We start from the raw sequence: 17,650 nt of genomic DNA on the forward strand, positions 1-17,650 counted from the left end.
ACCACTTTTTAAAACCCTCCTTTTGTGGTGGGCTGGTTTTTTTTTTTATATTCGACGGGCGCTTTAAACGGTGGCTGCCCCGGCGGGTCACGCGGGGGGGGGGGCGGGGGGTTTTAAACGAGGCCCCCCCCCCGGCCACGGCCACAACGATCGGCGCGTGCCTAACGCGATAGCCGGGACGCCTCCTCATCATCGATGCGGGGGTGTCCCGGAATCGGTTGTGCGGGAACGGTTGCCGTCACCCGCGTGCCCTCCCCCGGTGTCGAGGTCACGATCAGCGCGCCGCCGATCACCGCGAGGCGATCCTGCATATTCGTGAGCCCCACGCCCGCGGGCTGCTCCGATGGCTCGAATCCGACTCCGTTGTCCGACACGGTGATGGTCAGCGTCCCGTCCTCCTGATGCGTGGAAATGGTGGCGGTGACACCGTTTCCGCCGTGTTTGGCGGTGTTCTGTAGCGCCTCGAGGCAGCAGAAGTAGAGCGCGGTCTCGATCTCGCCGCTGTACCTGCCCAGGTCGGCGATATTCAGCAGCACCGGCACGGCGGAGCGATGCGCGACCCCGGCCAGCGCGGCCCGCAGCCCGCCCGAGGCCAGCAGGGTCGGGTAGATGCCGTGCGCGAGCCGGCGGATCTCCCCGATCGCGGTTTGCAGCAGATCGCTTGCCTCGGTTAGCATTCGGGCGCATTCGTCATCGTTCCTGCCGACCAACTGCCGGGCCAGCTGCACCGTCACCGCGACCGCAACGAGGTCCTGCTGCGCGCCATCGTGCAGATCGCGTTCCAGCCTGCGCCGTTCGGCGTCGATCGCCGCGACCAGCCGGGCGCGCGAGGCCGCGAGCTGTTCCGCGCGCCGCGCCAGTAACCGTTGTGAGAGGGCCAGTGCGTCCGCACTGCGCCGGGCAGCGGTCGCGATGTCCTGCAGGGTGGTCGCGGTATGCCACACCACCAGCAGGATCAGCGTGGACATCACCGGCAGCCCGACGATCGCGGCGGCGGAGATGCCGGGTGAGCGCGGCACCGAACTCAGCAGCGGCGCGGCCAGTACCCCGCACACCACGACGCAGGCGATGGTGACGATCGAGAATCCCGGCAGCAGTCGCCGATCCACGTACGGCACAACGAAAATCGCGGGCAGGATCGCCGCGACCACGTGAATCGGCAGCGTGAACGGCGACAGATACGACGCGACCATCGCGCTCACCCACAGCTCGACCGAGATCACCGTGACCGCGAGAGCCAGCGCGCCACGCTCGACCAGCCGCAGCACCCCGATATCGATGAGGGCGTTGCCCGCCAGCACCGCCGCCAGCGCGATATTCCAGATCGAGGGCCGCAGCAGCTGCGCGATCAGGCACAGTCCGAGCAGGACCGCGATGGTTCCGTAGGCGGCGAACAGGAACTGCCGCAGTCGATTCCGGCTCACGGCGGCGGTATCGTCCCGGCCCCGGATCAACGGTTCAGTCGGGTCCACACCGTCGCGATCAACTCGGGGCTCAGGTTTTCCTTGTGCACGTATCCAGCTGCGCCACACTGCGATACCTCGTCCGGGAGATCGGATGTGTCATAGGTCGACATCAGCAGCACCCGCACCCCGGGGTGCGCGCCGCTGATCCGGCGGGTCGCCTCGATACCGCCGATGCCGGGCATATTGATATCCATCAGCACCAGCCCGGCCGCCGCCCGCTCGAGCAGTTCGAGGGCCGCCTCACCGGTGGCGGCCTCACCGGCCACCGCGAAGCCCGCGCTGGCGGCGATCGTCGCAGCCAGGGCACGCCGGAAGGCCGCGCGATCATCGACGATCCACACCGGCACTTCGGCATTCATGCTGTCATGGTGCCGCGCCGGGCGGGGTACCGAAAGGGTGCACACACCCCCTAGCGCTCGTGCGCGGACAGGAATACCAGCACCGCCGCCACCCGCTGATCCAGTGCCGGATCGGCGGTGAGCCCGAGCTTGGCGAAGATCGAATTGATGTGCTTCTCGACGGCTCGCTGTGAGAGCGCGAGCCGTTCGGCGACGACTCGATTGCTGCCGCCGAGCGCGATCTCCCCGAGCACCTGATGTTCGCGTGCGGTGAGCCGGTCGACCAGTTCCCGCTGCGGGCGTTGCGCCAGTAGCGCTTCCATGATCAGCGGATCGAGAATCGAACCGCCGCCCGCGATCACGTGCACGGCATTGAGCAGTTGATCGAAATGCGCGATGCGCTCCTTGAGCAGATAGCCGCGCCCCACCGAACCGCCGTCGAGCAGCCCTGCGGCATAGGCGGGTTCGGCATAGTGCGACAGCACCAGCACCCCGGTCTCTGGATGCGTCTCGCGCAGCAGTCTGGCCAGCCGCACCCCCTCATCGGTGCCGGTGGGCGGCATTCGCACATCGGTGATGAGCACATCGGGCCGTGCCGCGCGCACCACCTCCAGCGTGGAGGTGAAATCGGTGCCCGCCCCGACCACCTCGATACCCGAATCCGTTGCCAGCACCCGCAATACGCTCTCGCGCAGCAGTATCGAGTCCTCGGCGACGACAACCTTCACCCGGCCGGTGTTCACCCCTGCGAGGATCCTCCACCCCGGCCCGCCGCGCACCCGTACGGGACTACCTCAATTCCCGGGGCAGCGCACTCGCACGGTGGTGCCAGCACCCCGTCGACGAGTGGTGCGTACAGGCTGCCGCCCCGGACTCCGATCGCCGACTATTTAGAGGCCGACGCAATCCCGCATCGGCAACCCGCCCGCCCCATAAGGCCATCGCGGCACTGCCCGCCGCGATGGCCGAGCGGGAGAAGAACTTTCGGCCCGAGCGGAGACACGCGCATCCGCGATGAGGCTGCCCACCGGCCACTTCCGGTGATACTCCGGGGCGGCGCGGCGGAGGGGTCCGCACCGCCCCGGAGACCGACCGAAATCCCTGCCGGGGTGCGCTGTTCACTCGAGCGGCAGATCCCAGTCGGCGTCCTCGTCGCCGCGCGTACCGAAGATGCGCCGCGCGGATTCCTCGATGCGGGTGTCGTTGATGCTCGCCTCGCGACGCGACATCAGGCCCTCGGGGGAGAATTCCCAGAGTTCATTGCCGTAGCTGCGCCACCATTGGCCCGATTCGTCATGCCATTCGTACTGGAAGCGCACGGCGATGCGGTCGCCGTCGAAGCTCCAGAGCTGTTTGCGCAGGGCGTAGCCGTTCTCGGCGGACCATTTGCGCTTCAGGAAGTCGACGATCTCGGCGCGGCCGGTCAGGAATTCATCGCGATTGCGCCAGACCGAATCCTCGGTGTACGCCTGCGCGACCTTCTCCGGATCACGAGTGTTCCAGGCGTTCTCGGCGGCGCGGACCTTCAGCTTGGCCGATTCCAGATCGAAGGGTGGCAGTGGGGGTCGCATGATGCGGTCCTTTCACGGAAGAATTAACCATACTGAAGCGTTTGAACGGTTAGAAAGCTAGGGTCGCACACCCTTGCTGTCAACCTTCATTATCGGCAACACCGGTTAGAGAGGAGGTGTTCCAGCGATGACGAGCCAACGACAGTTAGTCTCAGGCGTGCCCGATCCACGCCCCCACCTCGGCGAACCGCTAGCGCTGGACCTGCTGAACACCCGCTGGATCGACGCGGAGGGCCCGCGGGATCTGCTCACCGACCTGGCCGGATTGCGGCAGTGGCTGGCGGAGAACGACCTGTCGGTCACGGCCGACGCCGCCATGCTGCGCGCGGTCGTTGCCACGCGCGAGGCGATCCTGCACACGGTGCGCGGCGGTCCCGCGGACGATCTGAATCGTGTCCTGGACCACGGTCGAATCCGCCGCGCGCTCACCCCCGACGGTCCGGTGGCCGAACCCGATGTCCGGCACGCCGAATGGTTCCCGGCCTGGCTGGCGGCCGACAACCTGCTGGAGCTATTGGCCGCGGCCCCCGATCGCGTCAAACAGTGCGCCCACCCCAATTGCGTGCTCTGGTTCCACGACACCTCGAAGAACGGCGCGCGCCGCTGGCATTCCATGGCGACCTGTGGCAATCGAGCCAAGGCCACCCGGCACTACGCCAAGAAGACACATCCGGACGAGTAGGGACTACCAGCGCGTCTTGGGCACATCGAACTCGGCGCACAGCGCGCGCCACACATCGCGCGGGTCGATGCCCGAATCGATGGCCTGCGCACCCGTCTTCCCGATCCGCGGCAGCACATGGTCGGTGAGCAGCGCATCCCCACGCGCCGTACCGAACTCGGTATGCAACAGCTCCTGGAACTCCGTCAATCGCACGGCCGCGAGCCTACGCCACGGCAAAGACCCCCGCGCACCGCTCCGCTTTCCGCGAAATCCGGCCCGCGCACCCATCCGGCCGATGCGCACCGCACCTGAATCACGATGCGCATGGCCTATGCGACACCGTCAGGCCGTGGCCGCATCGTGGCAGATCTGGACCGCGTCGGAGACAACCGAGATTCCGGCGGCGGCCGATCGAGCGGCGGTCGTGTACGCCGGATCGTCGAGGATCTGTTTCACCGCGTCGCGGACGGATTCGGGGGTCAACGGACGGATGAGGATCGAACTACCTTGGCGGACAACACGATTCGCCAGCTCCCATTGGTCACCACCGCCGGGCACCGTGACCACGGGCACCCCGGCCAGCAGCGATTTGGCGAGCAGTCCGTGCCCGCCGCCACCGATGACCACCGACGCGTGGCGCAGCAATTCGTCCTGACGCCCCAAACCGGCTGTAGCCCAGGCGGGCAGGTCGGTCGGCGGGGTGTCCAGGGTGGAGACCGCGACACGCACGCCCGCACCGCGCAGTCCCTCGAGCACGGTTTCAACCATGTCCGCCACACCCGTATGCGCGGTCGAGGGCGCGACCATGATCAGCGGCTCGTCCCCGGGCGGCAGCTCGAGAATGTGATCGGTCGGCTCCCACAGCAGCGGTCCGACCAGGTGCGCGTTCTCCGGCCAATCCGGCCGCGGCACTTCCAGGGCGGGCAGGGTGGCGATCAAGCGCGCCGCCGGTCCGGGATCCTGTTCGGGCAGACCGATACTCACCCGCGCCAGCCCGCGCTGCGCCTCACCGCGGCGGATATCGCGCGCGGTCAGCGTGCGCAGCACCGAATCCCGGGCGCGCCCGCGCATGCCCTCCCCCGGCGTGAGCCCACTTCCGATGGGCGGCAAGCCCTTCGACGGCAGGTACAGCGGATGCGGTGACAGCTCCACCCACGGCAGCCCCAGCCGTTCGGCCGCCATGCCGCCACCGGCGGTGAGCACATCCGACACCACCAGTTCGGGCAGCATGGCACTGAGATCGGGGAGGATCTCGGTCGAAATATGCGCCGCCCGTTGATGGATGCGCGCACCCGCGTCGGCATCGTCGTCCTCGGCGCGCGGGGCCAGCCCCTTCAACCGCCGCACCCCGATGCCCGCCGCCAGCGCCGCGTCGAACCAGCGCGGACTGGTGAACAACACCGGATCATCGCCCGCCGCCAGCATTCGCAGGCATAACGCGATCGCCGGAAAGGCATGTCCCGGATCAGGCCCGGCCACCACCGCTACTCGCACACGCGTAGCCTCCCACACCCGCCCGGCCGCACAAGCCACTCACCCAACAACACTCACCGGTATCGCCTACCGACAGGCAGAGACGACACCACCGCGCATGCGATGACGCAGGTCAAAGCCGGGTACCCAGCTGCGCCATTACATCCACGTCGGCCGGCATCGGGAGAGGTGACCACGGCCGGGCCTCCCGCCATGGACGGAAAAGAAGCAGTGCTGGGCGCGTCGACTGCCGTCGGGCTCTCCTGCGCATTTCCCCGGGCCGCGCACCGAGTATTCGGCCGAAGCCGCCGCTAACCGAAGTAGTACAGCTCGAAGGAGACGGCGCGGGCGGCGGGGAAGCCTTCCTTGGGACCGGCGGTCATATCGATGACCGCGCGCGCCTGATCGGCGACGGGATCGGAGCTCAGCGCGCCGAGGTAGCGGTGGTGCGCGGACAACGATTCCACGGCCGTCTCGATGGTGTCGGTGACATCCACGCCGTGGCTGCCGTCGGCGACGCCGCAGACCGCCGCCCAGCGCGGGGAGTGCGGTGGCAGGTCCAGGTCGGGGTGGATCCATTCATTGCCCGCGTCCGATACCGCGTCCAGGCCGGAGCGGCCGACGGCGCGGTGGTCGGCGCTATTGGCGTAGCCGCGCGCCCAGACATCGCCGAAGTTGAAGAGCACCACCATGTCCGGCCGATGCCGTCGAATCGCGGCGGCGAGATCGCGGCGCAGCGCGAGGCCTTCCTCGATGCGGCCGTCCGGGTAGCCGAGGAATTCCACCTGGCTGACGCCGACGATCTTCGCGCTGGCGCGTTCCTCGTCCTCGCGCAGCGGACCGGCTTCGGCGGGCGTCAGTCCCGCGATCCCGGCCTCACCGCTGGTGACCAGGACGTACCGAATGTCCTTGCCCTGTCGTGTCCAGCGCGCGACGGCGGCGGCCGCACCGTATTCGATGTCATCGGGGTGCGCGACGATCACGAGTCCGCGCTGCCAGTCCTCGGGAAGCTGCTCCATGGGTGAATTCAATACCAGACCCGGGCCAACGGATGCCGACTCGTTGGATTCGATGCCGCGCGTTGACCGGAAGAGCGGGCGGCAGCGCGCTACAGCGCGGCCAGGACCCCGTCAAATGCCGCCTCGGCCGCCCCCAGCAGCTTCAAATCGGCTCCGAGGCGGGACTTTTCGATGCGCACCCCGCCGAGCGCACGACTGACCATGCTGCGGCGGCGGACCTCATCGGCGACCCTGGCGACCGTGGCATCGGGCAGCGCGGTGAACAGATCGCCGAGCACCACCAGTTCCGGGCCGAGGATATTCACGACATTGACCAGTCCGAGGGTCAGCCAGTTCAGGTAGTCGGCGAGGCGGGTATCGCAATCCTCGTGCAGGGCACGGAGTTCGGCGACGATCGCACCGCGCGGACCGTGTTCGGGCAGGCCGAGCGCGCGGCACAGCGCCGCCTCGCCGACCTCGGTCTCCCAGCAGCCCTCATTGCCGCAGTGGCAGGGCAGACCGCCGGGGCGCACCATCATGTGCCCGATTTCGCCGAGGTAGCCCGCGGAGCCGCGCAGCAGTGCGCCCTGCGCGATGAGCCCGCCGCCCACCCCGACATCGGCGGAGACGAAGACGGCATCGCTCGCACCCTTGCCCGCACCGCGCACATGCTCTGCGAGCGCACCGAATTCGGCATCGTTGCCGACCACCACCGGCAATTCCAGCACCGCGCCCAGACGCTGCCCGAGCGCCACCTCGGCCCAGCGCAGATTCTCCGAACTGCGCACCAGACCGTCGGAACGCCGCACCACACCCGGCACCGACACCCCGGCCGAGAGCGGGCGCACCCCGAGATCATCGGCGAGCAGGGCGGCGGATTCGGCGACGTGGGTGATCACCTCGTCCGGTTCCCGTTGCCGCCCATGCAGATTCCAGCTGTTGCGCCCGAGCACCTGCCCGCCGAAGCCGACCAGCGCGATCCCGGCGTGCTCGGCGCGCACATCCACCGCCAGCACCGCCGCGGACTGCGGCTGCGGCAGCACCAGCAGCGACGGGCGGCCCGCGCCGCTGGCCAGCCGCGGCACCCGCTCCTCCACCAGTCCGGCCTCGGCGAGCCCGTCGACCAGCATTTTGATGGTGGATCGATTGAGCCCCAACGCGGTGGCGAGCGCTGCCCGGGTGGTGGGTCCTCCGGTATGCAGCAGCCTCAGGAGGCTGGACCGGTTATAGCGGCGCACCTCGTCCGGGCGGGCGACGGTCATGGACTTAGCAATACCATTGCCGTGCCGACCGCCCTTCCAGCGCCTTGCGTGTTCCGCGCAACGCCGCGCGAATCCGGCCCACCCGCAGCCCGGTTGGGGGCGGCTGCGGGTGAATTGCGCGGCCTCATCGCTGCGCCGTCGCCGAGCGCCGCCGAGACAGCGCGTCCACGGTCGCGGCGAGCAGCAGCACCAGACCGGTGACGATGGAGACCACCGCGGCCGGTTGTTGCAGCAGGCCCAGCCCATTGGAGACGACCGCCAGCACCGCACCACCGATCACGGCGTCGGCCACCCGGCCCCGGCCGCCGAACAGCGAGGTACCGCCGATCACGGCCGCACCGACCGCGAAGAGCAGGGTATTGAGCCCGCCCGCCTGCGGATCCACCGAACCGACCTTGGACGAATACACGATCGCGCCGACCGCAGCACAGGACGAGGAGATGACGAAAACGCTTGCCCGCAACTGGGTTACGTTGATGCCCGCACGCCGCGCGGCCTCGGCGTTACCGCCCACCGCATAGATGTGCCGCCCGTAGCGGGTGCGGTTGAGCACGAAGGTGCCCGCCACCAGCAGCGCCAGCACGATCGGCACCACATAGGGCACACCCGAGATGACGATCAGATTGCTCGGCGAACGGTTCACGGTCAGCAGCGCGGTCGCCACGGCCGCCAATACGATGAGCGCCAACACTTTCGCGGCGACCAGCGGTGTCGGCTGGGTGACCAGACCGCGCTGCCGCCGCCGCAGATGCCCGCCCAGGGTGACGGCCGTATATCCGCCCGCACCCACCACGAACAGCGCCCAGCTGCCGGCGGTGGACAGATTTCCGTTCGCCACCTGATCCAGTACGTGCGAGGAACTGATGCCCAGCACACCGCCTTCACCGATGAGTTGCAGAATCACGCCCTGCCAGGTCAGGAACAGCGCGAGCGTCACCACGAAGGACGGCATGCCGATCTTGGCGATGAGGAAGCCGGTGATGCAGCCGATGGCCGCGCCCACGCACACCGCCAGCAGCATCTCGATCCACGGATTGGCCTTGAAGCCGATCACGGTGATCAGCACGCCGAGCAGTGACATGGCCACGCCCGGCCAAATGCGCAGCAGCCCAGCCAGAATCGCCGCCAGCACCAGCAGGCCGTTGAAGAGGAAGAACACGGTGGAACCCATGCCGGTGAGCAGGTTCCCGTCGTGCACGTAGTGCATGGCCAGCACCGCGCCCGCCACCCCGGACGCGGTACCCGCCGACAGGTCGATCTCACCGATCAGCAGCACATAGACGATGCCGATGGCGATGATGGTCTGCCCCGCGCCCTGCGCGAGCAGATTGGCGATGTTGTTGAGCGAGAAGAACACATCGGACTGCACCGAGAACAGCACCACCAGCGCGAGAAGACCGAGAAGAGCTGGGAGCGAACCGATCTCACCTCCCCTCAAACGGGCGAGATACTCTCCCAGCGCCTCCCGGGTGGATCTGGTGGTGGTGTCGATACCGAAATCGGTGATCGCGGCGGAATCGGATTTCTCCGAAACCTTGTTCATGTCAACGGCTTTCTCGCTCACAGCGCCACCGCTTCCGGACGGGCCAGCCCGAGCTCACCCGAGCGACCGGCGGTGATCAACTCCACCACCTGACTGTGCGTGACATCGGCGGTGCGCACCTGGGCCGCCATCCGGCCCAGGTACAGCACCGCGATGCGGTCCGCGACCTCGAAGACATCGGCCAGGTTGTGGCTGATCAGCACCACGCCCAAACCCTGTTCGGCCAAGCGCCGCACCAGATCCAGCACCTGCCGGGTCTGCGCGACACCGAGCGCCGCGGTCGGTTCGTCCAGCAGCACCAGATTGCTGTTCCAGAGCACCGCTTTGGCGATGGCGACGGTCTGCCGCTGCCCGCCCGAGAGCGAAGCCACCGGCGTGCGAACGGATTTCACCGTCCGCACCCCGAGGGAGGCCAGCGTGGTGCGCGCCGCCTCCTCCATGCTCGCCTCGTCCAGCAGCCACGGTTTCCCGCGTTCGCGGCCGAGGAACATATTGGCCACGATATCGAGATTGTCGGCCAGGGCCAGGTCCTGGTAGACCACCTCGATACCGAGCGCCGCCGCGTCCTTGGGCCCGCGCAGGTGTGCGGGCTCACCCCGGAATCGCACCTCGCCGGAGTCCGAAGGGTGTATTCCGGCAACGCATTTCACCAATGTGGTCTTACCCGCGCCGTTATCGCCGACCAGGGCGGTGACCTCGCCCGCGGGCACGGTCAGATCCACATCGTGCAGTACGTGCACCGGGCCGAAACTCTTGTTCAGCCCGGTGATCTGGAGCAGCGGCTCGCTCATCGCATAGTTCTCCGGCTAGTTACGGCGGCGTCAGGAGATGCCGAGTTCGGTGCAGGCGGCCTTGAGATCGCCGCCGCAGATATCGCTCGCCTTGACGAATCCGGCGTCGGTCACCACTTTGACGTCCGCGCGGGTGATCGTCTGCGGGGTCAGCAGTACCGATTTCACATCCCGCTTGCCCTTGGGATCCTGGCTCACGCCCTGCGCCAGCGCATCCGCTGCGGCCTTATCGCCCTTGGCAAGGGCCACAGCGAGTTTCGCGGCGGATTCGGCCTCGTCCTTGATGGGCTTGAAGACCGTCATGTACTGATCGCCGCGCAGCACGGCCTTGAGGCCGTCGGCGGTGGCGTCCTGGCCGGTCACCGGGACCTTGCCATTGAGGCCGTTCTTCTTCAGCACGGTGATGACCGCGCCCGCGAGGCCGTCGTTGGCGGCTACCACGCCGTCGACCTTGCCGCCGTTACCGGTGAGGATCTGCTCGAAGGTGCTGCCGCCCTTCTGGTTATCCCAGCCGTCGATGGCCTGGCTGCGCACCAGTTTCAGCACGCCCGAATCATAAAGCGGCTGAAGGGCTTTGAGCTGACCCCGATGGAACAGGGTGGCGTTGTTATCGGTCGGCGCGCCCTCGATCTCGACGACCTGTGCGCCCGGCTTGTCCTTGAGCGCGGTGATCAGGGCCTGGCCCTGGAGTTCACCCACGCGCACATTGTCGAAAGAGACGTAGTAGTCCGAGGATCCGCCCAGATTGAGGCGGTCGTAATCGATGGTCGGGATACCGGCCTTCTTGGCCTTGGCTGCGACCGCGCTGCCGACCTCGCTGTTGATCGAGGCGACGATGAGCACCTTGACGCCCTTGGCGATCATGCCGTCCGCGAGGGTGGTGAACTTCTGCACATCGCCCTGGGCGTTCTGCACATCGGCGTCGAATCCCTGTGCGCGCAGGGCTTGCTGGAGTAGTGGTTTGTCGAATGATTCCCAGCGCGCCGAGGTGGCGGTCTCGGGGAGGATGACCCCGACGGTGCCATTGCCGCCGCCGCCCGAGGGCGCGGCGGAGGATTCGGTGCTGCTGGTGGAGTTGGATCCGCACGCGGTGAGCGTGAGCAGACCCGTCAGCGCCACTGCCATGGCAATGGTCCCGGACCGCAGGCCTCGGGAGCGCTTCGGCGTGTTCTTCGTCCTCATCAGGGTGACCCTTTCGAGCGGCGGCCACCGGATTGTGGCCGCACACCGATATGTTGTGGGCAACAACATATGCGAAGGGGATCACCCAGACGGGACGATTCGCCGAAATCAGGGCAGCAAAACAACCTTTCCGCCCGCATGGCCGTCAATGACGAACTCGTGCGCGGCGGCGGCCTCGGTCAGCGGATAGGTCTTGGCGATCGGCAGATCCAGTTTGCCGGAGGCCACCAGCGGCAGCAGTTCGCGCCAGGCCGCACCGCGAATCTCGGTGCCCGGATCCGCGCCCGGACCGCCACCGAGCACCTGGAAACCATCCTGAGCTGCTCGCCCGAACGCCACGATCGAGGCGATGCGCTGACGGTCCGGGACCAGCTCCAGCGAAACATCCACCGCCTCATCGGTTCCCACGGTGTCGATCGCGGCATGCACGCCCTGCGGGGCCAAAGCCTTTACCCGCTCGGCCAATCCGGGACCGTACTCGACCGGTTCGATGCCGTAGGCGCGCAACCGCTCATGCCGGGCGGGTGCGGCGGTGCCGATCACGCGCGCGCCACGCGCCACCGCGAGCTGCGCGGCCAGCGCGCCCACACTGCCCGCCGCACCGTGCACCAGCACAGTGTCACCGGCCTCGACACCGGTCGCGGTCACCAGATGCACCGCGGTGCCGCCGACCGCCAACAGTCCGGCGGCCACCTCCCAGGACACCTCGGCGGGCTTGGGCACCACCGTCGCCGCGGGCACGGTGAGCGCGGTGGCGTACGCGCCGCCGCGCACGATCACCTCGTCACCGACGGCGATCGGACCGGCCGGACCGACCGCGTCCGGACCGACGGCGGTCACCACGCCCGCCGACTCCAGCCCCAGCCGGATCGGCAGCGCGGCCGGATCGGTGCCGAACGCACCGCTGTAGCGCTTGTAATCGAAGGGATTCACCCCGGCGGCGCGGACCTGGACGGTCACCTCGCCCGGACCGGGATCGGGCAGCTCCACCTCGAGCGGAGCGAGTACCTCGGGACCACCGTAGTTGGTGGCGACGATCGCAGTAGCAGCCATAAGGCCGACAACGTACCGTGCGCGCGACGGATTCCCGCAAAACGGCTGTGGGCCATTCGGATCGCTTCCGAATGGCCCACACGCGGGGTTCCGATACCGCTACAGCTTGCTCATCGGGTTCTTGTTCGAGCCCGACATCGCCTTGTACACCAGGTACAGACCGAAAACGACCAAGCTGATCATCAGGATCGGGAACAGCCCCTTGATCAACGCGCCGATAATGGCGAGCGCGATCCACACCACCGCGACAATGCCGATGATCTTCCAAAGCATTCCGTGCCTCCCGTAGTTCCCGAACCGCGATCAGCGCGATCCGATGCCTCAATACTGCAATGCCCGGAACAGAAAATCACCAGGTCAGCAGCAATATCGGGGAAAGTTCAGGGTTGTCACCCAGGGTACCGAGCCGGAACAGCTCAGGGGTTCGCGCGGTAGCGGTCGTCCGCGAGATCGGTCAGGGCCTGCGCCCAGCCGTCGAGGCGGTCGGCGGCATCGCGGAGGTTGACCATGGCCCAGCCGAGGTCATCGGTGATCGCGGCGCTCTCCGGGACGGCGAGCACGCGCGCGGCGGCCGCGACCATGCCCTCGAATTCGGCCACGCCACCGTCCAGGCGCACCGTGATGGCCTGAACATGTTCCGTCAGCGGCGAATTGCGCGGCCCGAGCACGCTCGCGGCCTGCTCCATGGCGACCATATCGGCGGCCAGCGCATGCAGCGCCGCGGCGCCCGAGGTAGCCGTTTCCAAAGTGTCACTGAGATCTTCGGCGGGCAACCGCCCCGACCGCTCGATCTGCGCACTCAACCCGTGCAGGGCCCGTTCCGCGCGCACCAATCGTGAGATCGACGCCCGCGCCGCCGACCGAATCGGCGGCAGCTTGCGCGGTGCGAACGCCGCCTGCGGCAGCGGCTCCTTCCGCAACTGCAAATACCGCTTCGCCGTGACAGCGGTCCCGGTGACCAGCGCCACCGCGCCACCACCGACCACGATCACCGCCCACGCCGGAGCCGAGATAAGTACCAGCCCAACGGTTCCCGCGGTGGTCAACCCACCCGCGGTCCCCAACCGCAAACTCCTGCGCCGCGTCCGCCGCCGCTTGCGCAACTCCCGCTCCCGCGGATCAGCCCACTTACGCACGGCAACGAGCGCCTGCTCCCCCACCCCGCGCAAAGTATCCGGCAGCCGCTGCGCCAACTCCTCGGGCCCAACCCCGGTGGGCGCCAACATCTCCCGCGCCACCCGCGCGGCCCGCCCGCGCTTGCGACCGGAAGTTTCCGGCGCCGGATTGGGCGCGGCGGCCGAACGGCTCTGATCGAATGTCGACCCGGCGCCACCGAACCCGAACTGCGCCTGCGCATCCGGCCCCGGTGGCGCCCAGGCCACCCGTGGCTCCGATGCCGCCTCGGGAACAGTCGGTTCGGACGTGCGCGCTCCTGGCCGTGAGAACCGCTTCCGGGAAGTGCGCGCACCGGTGTCGGAATCCGCGCGCGCCGTACGGCCCGAGGCTTCCGAAGAACCGGGAGCCGGTACCGGATCGGCTCCGCCCGAGCCTGATTCGGGGTAGCCACTGGTTCCATACGCGCGAGTCCGAGCGGTGGGTGGCACGGAATCGGGTATCGGGACGCCGGTTTCGGGCCGGTGTAGGGGCTTGGTGGAGTGCCTTGCCGTGGTCTGATCCGACTGCGGATCCACCTGCCACCCCTGCGTGTTCGGAGGCCGGGGGTGGAAGTTGTTGGGGGGTGCGGGTTCCGGAGCGGGTGCGCCGAAGGGGGATGGGAAGCCGGGGAGGGGGGCGGTGGGGTCCGCGGCGGGGCGGGGCTTGCGGCGGAAACGGGCAGGGGAGGTCGCGGGGGTGTTGTCCGCCCGCGATCTCCCCATCGGTGTAATGCCTTTCGCTACCGCTCGAACTACTGCTGGGCGGCCTGGCCCTTGTTGGTGTTGATCTGCGGCGTGGCCGCGGGGTTCGGGACAGCGGCCTGCTGGCTGTTGCCACCGGCGGGCAGGGCGTCGCCACGCATGGAGGCGCGGATCTGCTCGAGGCGGGAGTGGCCGGCCATCTGGATGCTGGCCTGCTGGACCTCCATCATGCGACCCTGCACCGTGTTCTGGGCCAGCTCGGCGGCGCCGAGCGCATTGGCGTAGCGGCGCTCGATCTTCTCGCGCACCGCGTCCAGGCTGGGGGTGGTGCCGGGGGCGGACAGGGTGGAATCCATCTGCTGCAGCGAGGCCGAGACCTGCTCCTGCATCTTGGCCTGCTCCAGCTGGGACAGCAGCTTGGTGCGCTCGGCGACCTTCTGCTGCAACAGCATGGCGTTCTGCTCGACGGCCTTCTTGGCCTGCGCGGCGGCCTGCAGCGACTGGTCGTGCAGCACCTTCAGGTCTTCCACCGCCTGCTCGGCGGTGACCAGCTGGGCCGCGAAAGCCTCAGCGGCATTGGTGTATTGGATCGCCTTCTCGGTGTCGCCCGCACCGGCGGCCTGATCGGCCAGCATAACCGCCTGGCGCGCATTGGCATTGAGCTTCTCGACCTCGTCGAGCTGGCGGTTCAGCTTCATCTCCAGCTGGCGCTGGTTACCGATCACCGACGCCGCCTGCTGCGACAGCGCCTGGTGCTGCCGCTGGGCCTCCTCGATGGCCTGCTGGATCTGGACCTTCGGATCCGCATGCTCTTCGATCTTGGAATCGAAGAGGGCCATCATGTATTTCCAGGCCTTCACGAACGGATTAGCCATCGATTGATCCCGCCTCCATCTGACGTGCCGCGCGCCTTCGCGCGACATAGTGCGCGACCGTCACGCACCCGGTTGTCCCATATCCTCCACTGCGCGGCAGCGGACCGGAAAACCCGTACCTGGCACGGCGCCTCCGGCACGAAGCCTACAGAGAATTTATCCCTTTCGGCTGCTGCGCACAGTAATCACGGTGTGCTGCGCACGGTAATCACATGCGCGGCACCCGGCGATCACTTGGCCGCGACCAGAACCAAGCGATCCGATTTGGGGGCCGGAATGACGATCCGCGGCCCGAAACCGGCATCCCCGGCCCGTGCCACATCGCCGTCCCCACCCCGCGGTCGCACTCCCGCACCGGCCGGGGCCAGCGCGGCATTCGCCGTGGCCACAGCCTTTTTCGCGGCCAATCGATCGGCATCGGCCATGGCCGCGCCGACATCGACCAGGACCTGCGCCAGCGGCACGTCCAGGGCCTGGCAGATGGCGGCGAGCAACTCGCTCGACGCCTCCTTGCGGCCCCGTTCGACCTCCGATAGATAACCCAGGCTCACTCGCGCCGAGGTCGAGACCTCACGCAGCGTCCGGCTCTGGGCGACCCGAGCGCGCCGCAGACTCTCCCCGATCGCTTCTCGCAGCAGCGTCATCCCGTTCTCCTCACACTCGTCTCGCCGGACCCAGCGTTTGACTGGACAACGTCCGGCGTCGGTCTCGCGTTCCCGGAAGCTTCACCCACCTCGCACACTACGGACGAGTTCGGCGACCGCGGCGCGGACCGCGCCCACCCTGATCGTCCACCGGTCTCCCGACAGTTTCAACCGGATGACCTCCGTACCCTCCGCACCGGCGATGCCGAGGAACACGGTTCCGACCTCGCGGCCGTCCTGTGGATCGGGTCCGGCGACACCGGTAAGGCCGATACCCCAGTCCGCTCCGCAGGTTCTCCGCGCTCCGACAGCAAGCTGTTCGGCGGTGCTCGCGGCGACCGGGCCGTCGGTAGCGAGGGTGTCCGCGCTCACACCGGCCAAATCGTGCTTGAGCTCGGTGGCGTAGACGATCAGTCCACCCCGCAACACCGCACTCGCACCGGGAATTCCCGCGATGGTCGCGGCGAGCAGGCCCGCGGTCAGGGATTCCGCGGTTGCTACCGTCTGACCTGCGGATTTCAGGGCGTGGACGAGTTCGGCGGCGGGCACGAGCGAAGTGAGTGGATCGGATGATCCGGGCATTTCGGGCTGGTCGAGCTCAGGCGGCACGACTGCCGCCGGGCGAACCGAACCACAGCCTGCCCGCCTGCACCACGTAGTCGAGACCGGTCACCACGGTGAGCACCACGGCCACGTACATCAATGCCATTCCGGCACTGGCGAATCCGCCGGAAAGCGGCAGCAACAGCACCGCAATCGCCACCGACTGCACCAGTGTCTTGAGCTTGCCGCCCCGGCCCGCCGGGATCACACCGCGCCGCACCACGGCCAGGCGCAACAGCGTCACACCGAGTTCACGGGCCACGATCACGATCGTCATCCACCACGGCAGATCGCCCAGCATGGACAAACCGATCAGCGCGGCGCCGATCAGCGCCTTGTCCGCGATCGGATCCGCGAGCTTGCCGAAGTCGGTGACCAGACCGTATTTCCGGGCCAGCTGACCATCGATGCGATCGGTGATCGCCGCGATGCCGAACAGCGCGGCCGCGCCCCAGCGCCACTGCGGATCATGACCGTCGCCCGCGAACAACGCGGCCAGGAACAGCGGCACGATCGCGATGCGCAGCACCGTCAGCACGTTGGCGATATTCATCAGCGGCACCGCCGCCGGTTCCACCACACCCGGGGTCGCGGGGGCGAAACCCGATCGCGCCGGACCCGCGTCGGTCCAGCGACCTTCCACCTCATCACGCTGCACGGTCACCAGCGCCCCCAACAGCCGCGACACCGGCCATGGTTCCCGGACCATTCCGGTATGAGGGGAGGCTGGATGTGCGACACACCCCAAGCCTATCGGTACCGGGGCCGACTACTGTGCACCCCATGACAACACGGGCACCCCACAGCGGTTCGGTAGACGGTATGACGGCCACGGCGCCGATCATCCGTCGTGCCCGAACCTCTGATGTGCCCTCGATAAAACGCCTCATCGATTTCTACGCGGGCAAGATCCTGCTGGAGAAGAACCTGGTCACGCTGTACGAGTCGATCCAGGAGTTCTGGGTCGCCGAACGCGACGGGGAACTGGTGGGCTGCGGGGCACTGCATGTGCTGTGGGCGGACCTCGGTGAGATTCGCACGGTCGCGGTGCACCCGGAGATCAAGGGCACCGGGGCCGGGCATCTGCTGGTGCAGCAGCTCATCACCGTGGCGCGCGAACTCTCGCTCGGGCGGGTGTTCGTGCTGACCTTCGAGGTGGACTTCTTCGCGCGGCACGGCTTCGTGGAGATCGAGGGCACGCCCGTCACCGCCGAGGTGTACGCCGAGATGTGCCGGTCCTACGACACCGGTGTCGCCGAGTTCCTCGACCTGAGCTATGTGAAGCCGAATACCCTCGGGAATACCCGAATGCTGTTGACGCTCTAGCTTCT

At 67.9% G+C, this 17,650-nt stretch carries 20 protein-coding genes; 2 read left to right on the forward strand and 18 right to left on the reverse strand.

What is annotated here, in order from left to right; genetic code table 11:
• Positions 1 to 161: 161 nt before the first annotated feature.
• The 4 genes from ACFVUS_RS11220 to ACFVUS_RS11235 form a co-directional block, all read right to left on the reverse strand.
• On the reverse strand, positions 162 to 1,424 hold the full coding sequence (locus ACFVUS_RS11220) for a sensor histidine kinase (protein ID WP_387763934.1): 1,263 nt from the start codon (positions 1,422 to 1,424) through the stop codon (positions 162 to 164).
• A 26-nt stretch (positions 1,425 to 1,450) separates the two neighbouring features.
• Positions 1,451 to 1,825, reverse strand: coding sequence for a response regulator (locus ACFVUS_RS11225; protein ID WP_387763936.1), 375 nt, complete (start codon positions 1,823 to 1,825; stop codon positions 1,451 to 1,453).
• A gap of 50 nt (positions 1,826 to 1,875) precedes the next feature.
• The gene (locus tag ACFVUS_RS11230) at positions 1,876 to 2,547 is read right to left on the reverse strand and encodes a response regulator (RefSeq protein WP_387763938.1); all 672 of its coding nucleotides are present in this window, start codon (positions 2,545 to 2,547) and stop codon (positions 1,876 to 1,878) included.
• A gap of 375 nt (positions 2,548 to 2,922) precedes the next feature.
• Positions 2,923 to 3,378: a nuclear transport factor 2 family protein gene (locus tag ACFVUS_RS11235; RefSeq protein WP_387765503.1), complete on the reverse strand. Its 456-nt coding sequence runs from the start codon at positions 3,376 to 3,378 to the stop codon at positions 2,923 to 2,925.
• A 124-nt stretch (positions 3,379 to 3,502) separates the two neighbouring features.
• Between ACFVUS_RS11235 and ACFVUS_RS11240 the strand changes: the two genes are divergently transcribed.
• A complete protein-coding gene (locus tag ACFVUS_RS11240; protein WP_387763940.1) occupies positions 3,503 to 4,057 on the forward strand; it encodes a CGNR zinc finger domain-containing protein in 555 nt (184 codons plus the stop codon).
• Between the two features lie 3 nt (positions 4,058 to 4,060).
• On the opposite strand, the gene ACFVUS_RS11245 is transcribed toward ACFVUS_RS11240, so the two are convergent.
• From ACFVUS_RS11245 to pgsA, 14 genes are all read right to left on the reverse strand, one after another.
• Positions 4,061 to 4,252 carry a DUF3046 domain-containing protein gene (locus ACFVUS_RS11245; protein WP_364631202.1) on the reverse strand — a complete coding sequence of 64 codons (192 nt, stop codon included), beginning with the start codon at positions 4,250 to 4,252 and terminating at the stop codon, positions 4,061 to 4,063.
• A gap of 129 nt (positions 4,253 to 4,381) precedes the next feature.
• Positions 4,382 to 5,533 carry a glycosyltransferase gene (locus ACFVUS_RS11250; RefSeq protein ID WP_387763943.1) on the reverse strand — a complete coding sequence of 384 codons (1,152 nt, stop codon included), beginning with the start codon at positions 5,531 to 5,533 and terminating at the stop codon, positions 4,382 to 4,384.
• Between the two features lie 290 nt (positions 5,534 to 5,823).
• Positions 5,824 to 6,531, reverse strand: a complete 708-nt coding sequence (locus ACFVUS_RS11255) for a PIG-L deacetylase family protein (RefSeq protein WP_387763945.1) — start codon at positions 6,529 to 6,531, stop codon at positions 5,824 to 5,826.
• Positions 6,532 to 6,620: 89 nt separating this feature from the next.
• Complete coding sequence (locus ACFVUS_RS11260; protein WP_387763947.1) at positions 6,621 to 7,772, reverse strand: ROK family protein; 1,152 nt, start codon at positions 7,770 to 7,772, stop codon at positions 6,621 to 6,623.
• Positions 7,773 to 7,896: 124 nt separating this feature from the next.
• Positions 7,897 to 9,336 (reverse strand): sugar ABC transporter permease, encoded by a 1,440-nt coding sequence (locus tag ACFVUS_RS11265; RefSeq protein WP_387763949.1) that lies wholly within the window; start codon positions 9,334 to 9,336, stop codon positions 7,897 to 7,899.
• A complete protein-coding gene (locus tag ACFVUS_RS11270) occupies positions 9,333 to 10,106 on the reverse strand; it encodes an ATP-binding cassette domain-containing protein (protein ID WP_376068436.1) in 774 nt (257 codons plus the stop codon). Before ACFVUS_RS11270 ends, ACFVUS_RS11265 begins: the two co-directional genes overlap by 4 nt.
• A gap of 30 nt (positions 10,107 to 10,136) precedes the next feature.
• Positions 10,137 to 11,288: a sugar ABC transporter substrate-binding protein gene (locus tag ACFVUS_RS11275; protein WP_387763952.1), complete on the reverse strand. Its 1,152-nt coding sequence runs from the start codon at positions 11,286 to 11,288 to the stop codon at positions 10,137 to 10,139.
• 108 nt (positions 11,289 to 11,396) lie between these two features.
• Positions 11,397 to 12,341 (reverse strand): NADP-dependent oxidoreductase, encoded by a 945-nt coding sequence (locus ACFVUS_RS11280; RefSeq protein WP_387763954.1) that lies wholly within the window; start codon positions 12,339 to 12,341, stop codon positions 11,397 to 11,399.
• Positions 12,342 to 12,440: 99 nt separating this feature from the next.
• A complete protein-coding gene (locus ACFVUS_RS11285) occupies positions 12,441 to 12,614 on the reverse strand; it encodes a hypothetical protein (RefSeq protein WP_364631178.1) in 174 nt (57 codons plus the stop codon).
• Positions 12,615 to 12,757: 143 nt separating this feature from the next.
• Entirely contained in the window at positions 12,758 to 13,723 is a 966-nt protein-coding gene (locus tag ACFVUS_RS11290; RefSeq protein WP_387763956.1) for a hypothetical protein, read from the reverse strand.
• A 524-nt stretch (positions 13,724 to 14,247) separates the two neighbouring features.
• The gene (locus ACFVUS_RS11295; RefSeq protein WP_387763958.1) at positions 14,248 to 15,072 is read right to left on the reverse strand and encodes a PspA/IM30 family protein; all 825 of its coding nucleotides are present in this window, start codon (positions 15,070 to 15,072) and stop codon (positions 14,248 to 14,250) included.
• 230 nt (positions 15,073 to 15,302) lie between these two features.
• On the reverse strand, positions 15,303 to 15,716 hold the full coding sequence (locus ACFVUS_RS11300; RefSeq protein WP_387763960.1) for a helix-turn-helix domain-containing protein: 414 nt from the start codon (positions 15,714 to 15,716) through the stop codon (positions 15,303 to 15,305).
• Between the two features lie 81 nt (positions 15,717 to 15,797).
• Positions 15,798 to 16,298, reverse strand: coding sequence for a CinA family protein (locus ACFVUS_RS11305; RefSeq protein ID WP_387763962.1), 501 nt, complete (start codon positions 16,296 to 16,298; stop codon positions 15,798 to 15,800).
• Between the two features lie 16 nt (positions 16,299 to 16,314).
• Entirely contained in the window at positions 16,315 to 16,983 is a 669-nt protein-coding gene (gene pgsA, locus ACFVUS_RS11310) for a CDP-diacylglycerol--glycerol-3-phosphate 3-phosphatidyltransferase (protein ID WP_387765505.1), read from the reverse strand.
• Between the two features lie 119 nt (positions 16,984 to 17,102).
• Between pgsA and ACFVUS_RS11315 the strand changes: the two genes are divergently transcribed.
• The gene (locus tag ACFVUS_RS11315) at positions 17,103 to 17,645 is read left to right on the forward strand and encodes an amino-acid N-acetyltransferase (RefSeq protein ID WP_364631163.1); all 543 of its coding nucleotides are present in this window, start codon (positions 17,103 to 17,105) and stop codon (positions 17,643 to 17,645) included.
• The last annotated feature ends 5 nt before the right edge of the window (positions 17,646 to 17,650 follow it).

This window comes from Nocardia sp. NPDC058058 (assembly GCF_042885355.1).
Classification (GTDB): domain Bacteria; phylum Actinomycetota; class Actinomycetes; order Mycobacteriales; family Mycobacteriaceae; genus Nocardia.

Coding starts and splice junctions, on each gene's coding strand:
- ACFVUS_RS11225 (WP_387763936.1), bottom strand. CDS start 1,825: ATGAATGCCGAAGTGCCGGTGTGGATCGTCGATGATCGCGCGGCCTTC.
- ACFVUS_RS11240 (WP_387763940.1), top strand. CDS start 3,503: ATGACGAGCCAACGACAGTTAGTCTCAGGCGTGCCCGATCCACGCCCC.
- ACFVUS_RS11255 (WP_387763945.1), bottom strand. CDS start 6,531: ATGGAGCAGCTTCCCGAGGACTGGCAGCGCGGACTCGTGATCGTCGCG.
- ACFVUS_RS11260 (WP_387763947.1), bottom strand. CDS start 7,772: ATGACCGTCGCCCGCCCGGACGAGGTGCGCCGCTATAACCGGTCCAGC.
- ACFVUS_RS11270 (WP_376068436.1), bottom strand. CDS start 10,106: ATGAGCGAGCCGCTGCTCCAGATCACCGGGCTGAACAAGAGTTTCGGC.
- ACFVUS_RS11275 (WP_387763952.1), bottom strand. CDS start 11,288: ATGAGGACGAAGAACACGCCGAAGCGCTCCCGAGGCCTGCGGTCCGGG.
- ACFVUS_RS11280 (WP_387763954.1), bottom strand. CDS start 12,341: ATGGCTGCTACTGCGATCGTCGCCACCAACTACGGTGGTCCCGAGGTA.
- ACFVUS_RS11285 (WP_364631178.1), bottom strand. CDS start 12,614: ATGCTTTGGAAGATCATCGGCATTGTCGCGGTGGTGTGGATCGCGCTC.
- ACFVUS_RS11295 (WP_387763958.1), bottom strand. CDS start 15,072: ATGGCTAATCCGTTCGTGAAGGCCTGGAAATACATGATGGCCCTCTTC.
- ACFVUS_RS11300 (WP_387763960.1), bottom strand. CDS start 15,716: ATGACGCTGCTGCGAGAAGCGATCGGGGAGAGTCTGCGGCGCGCTCGG.
- ACFVUS_RS11305 (WP_387763962.1), bottom strand. CDS start 16,298: ATGCCCGGATCATCCGATCCACTCACTTCGCTCGTGCCCGCCGCCGAA.
- ACFVUS_RS11315 (WP_364631163.1), top strand. CDS start 17,103: ATGACAACACGGGCACCCCACAGCGGTTCGGTAGACGGTATGACGGCC.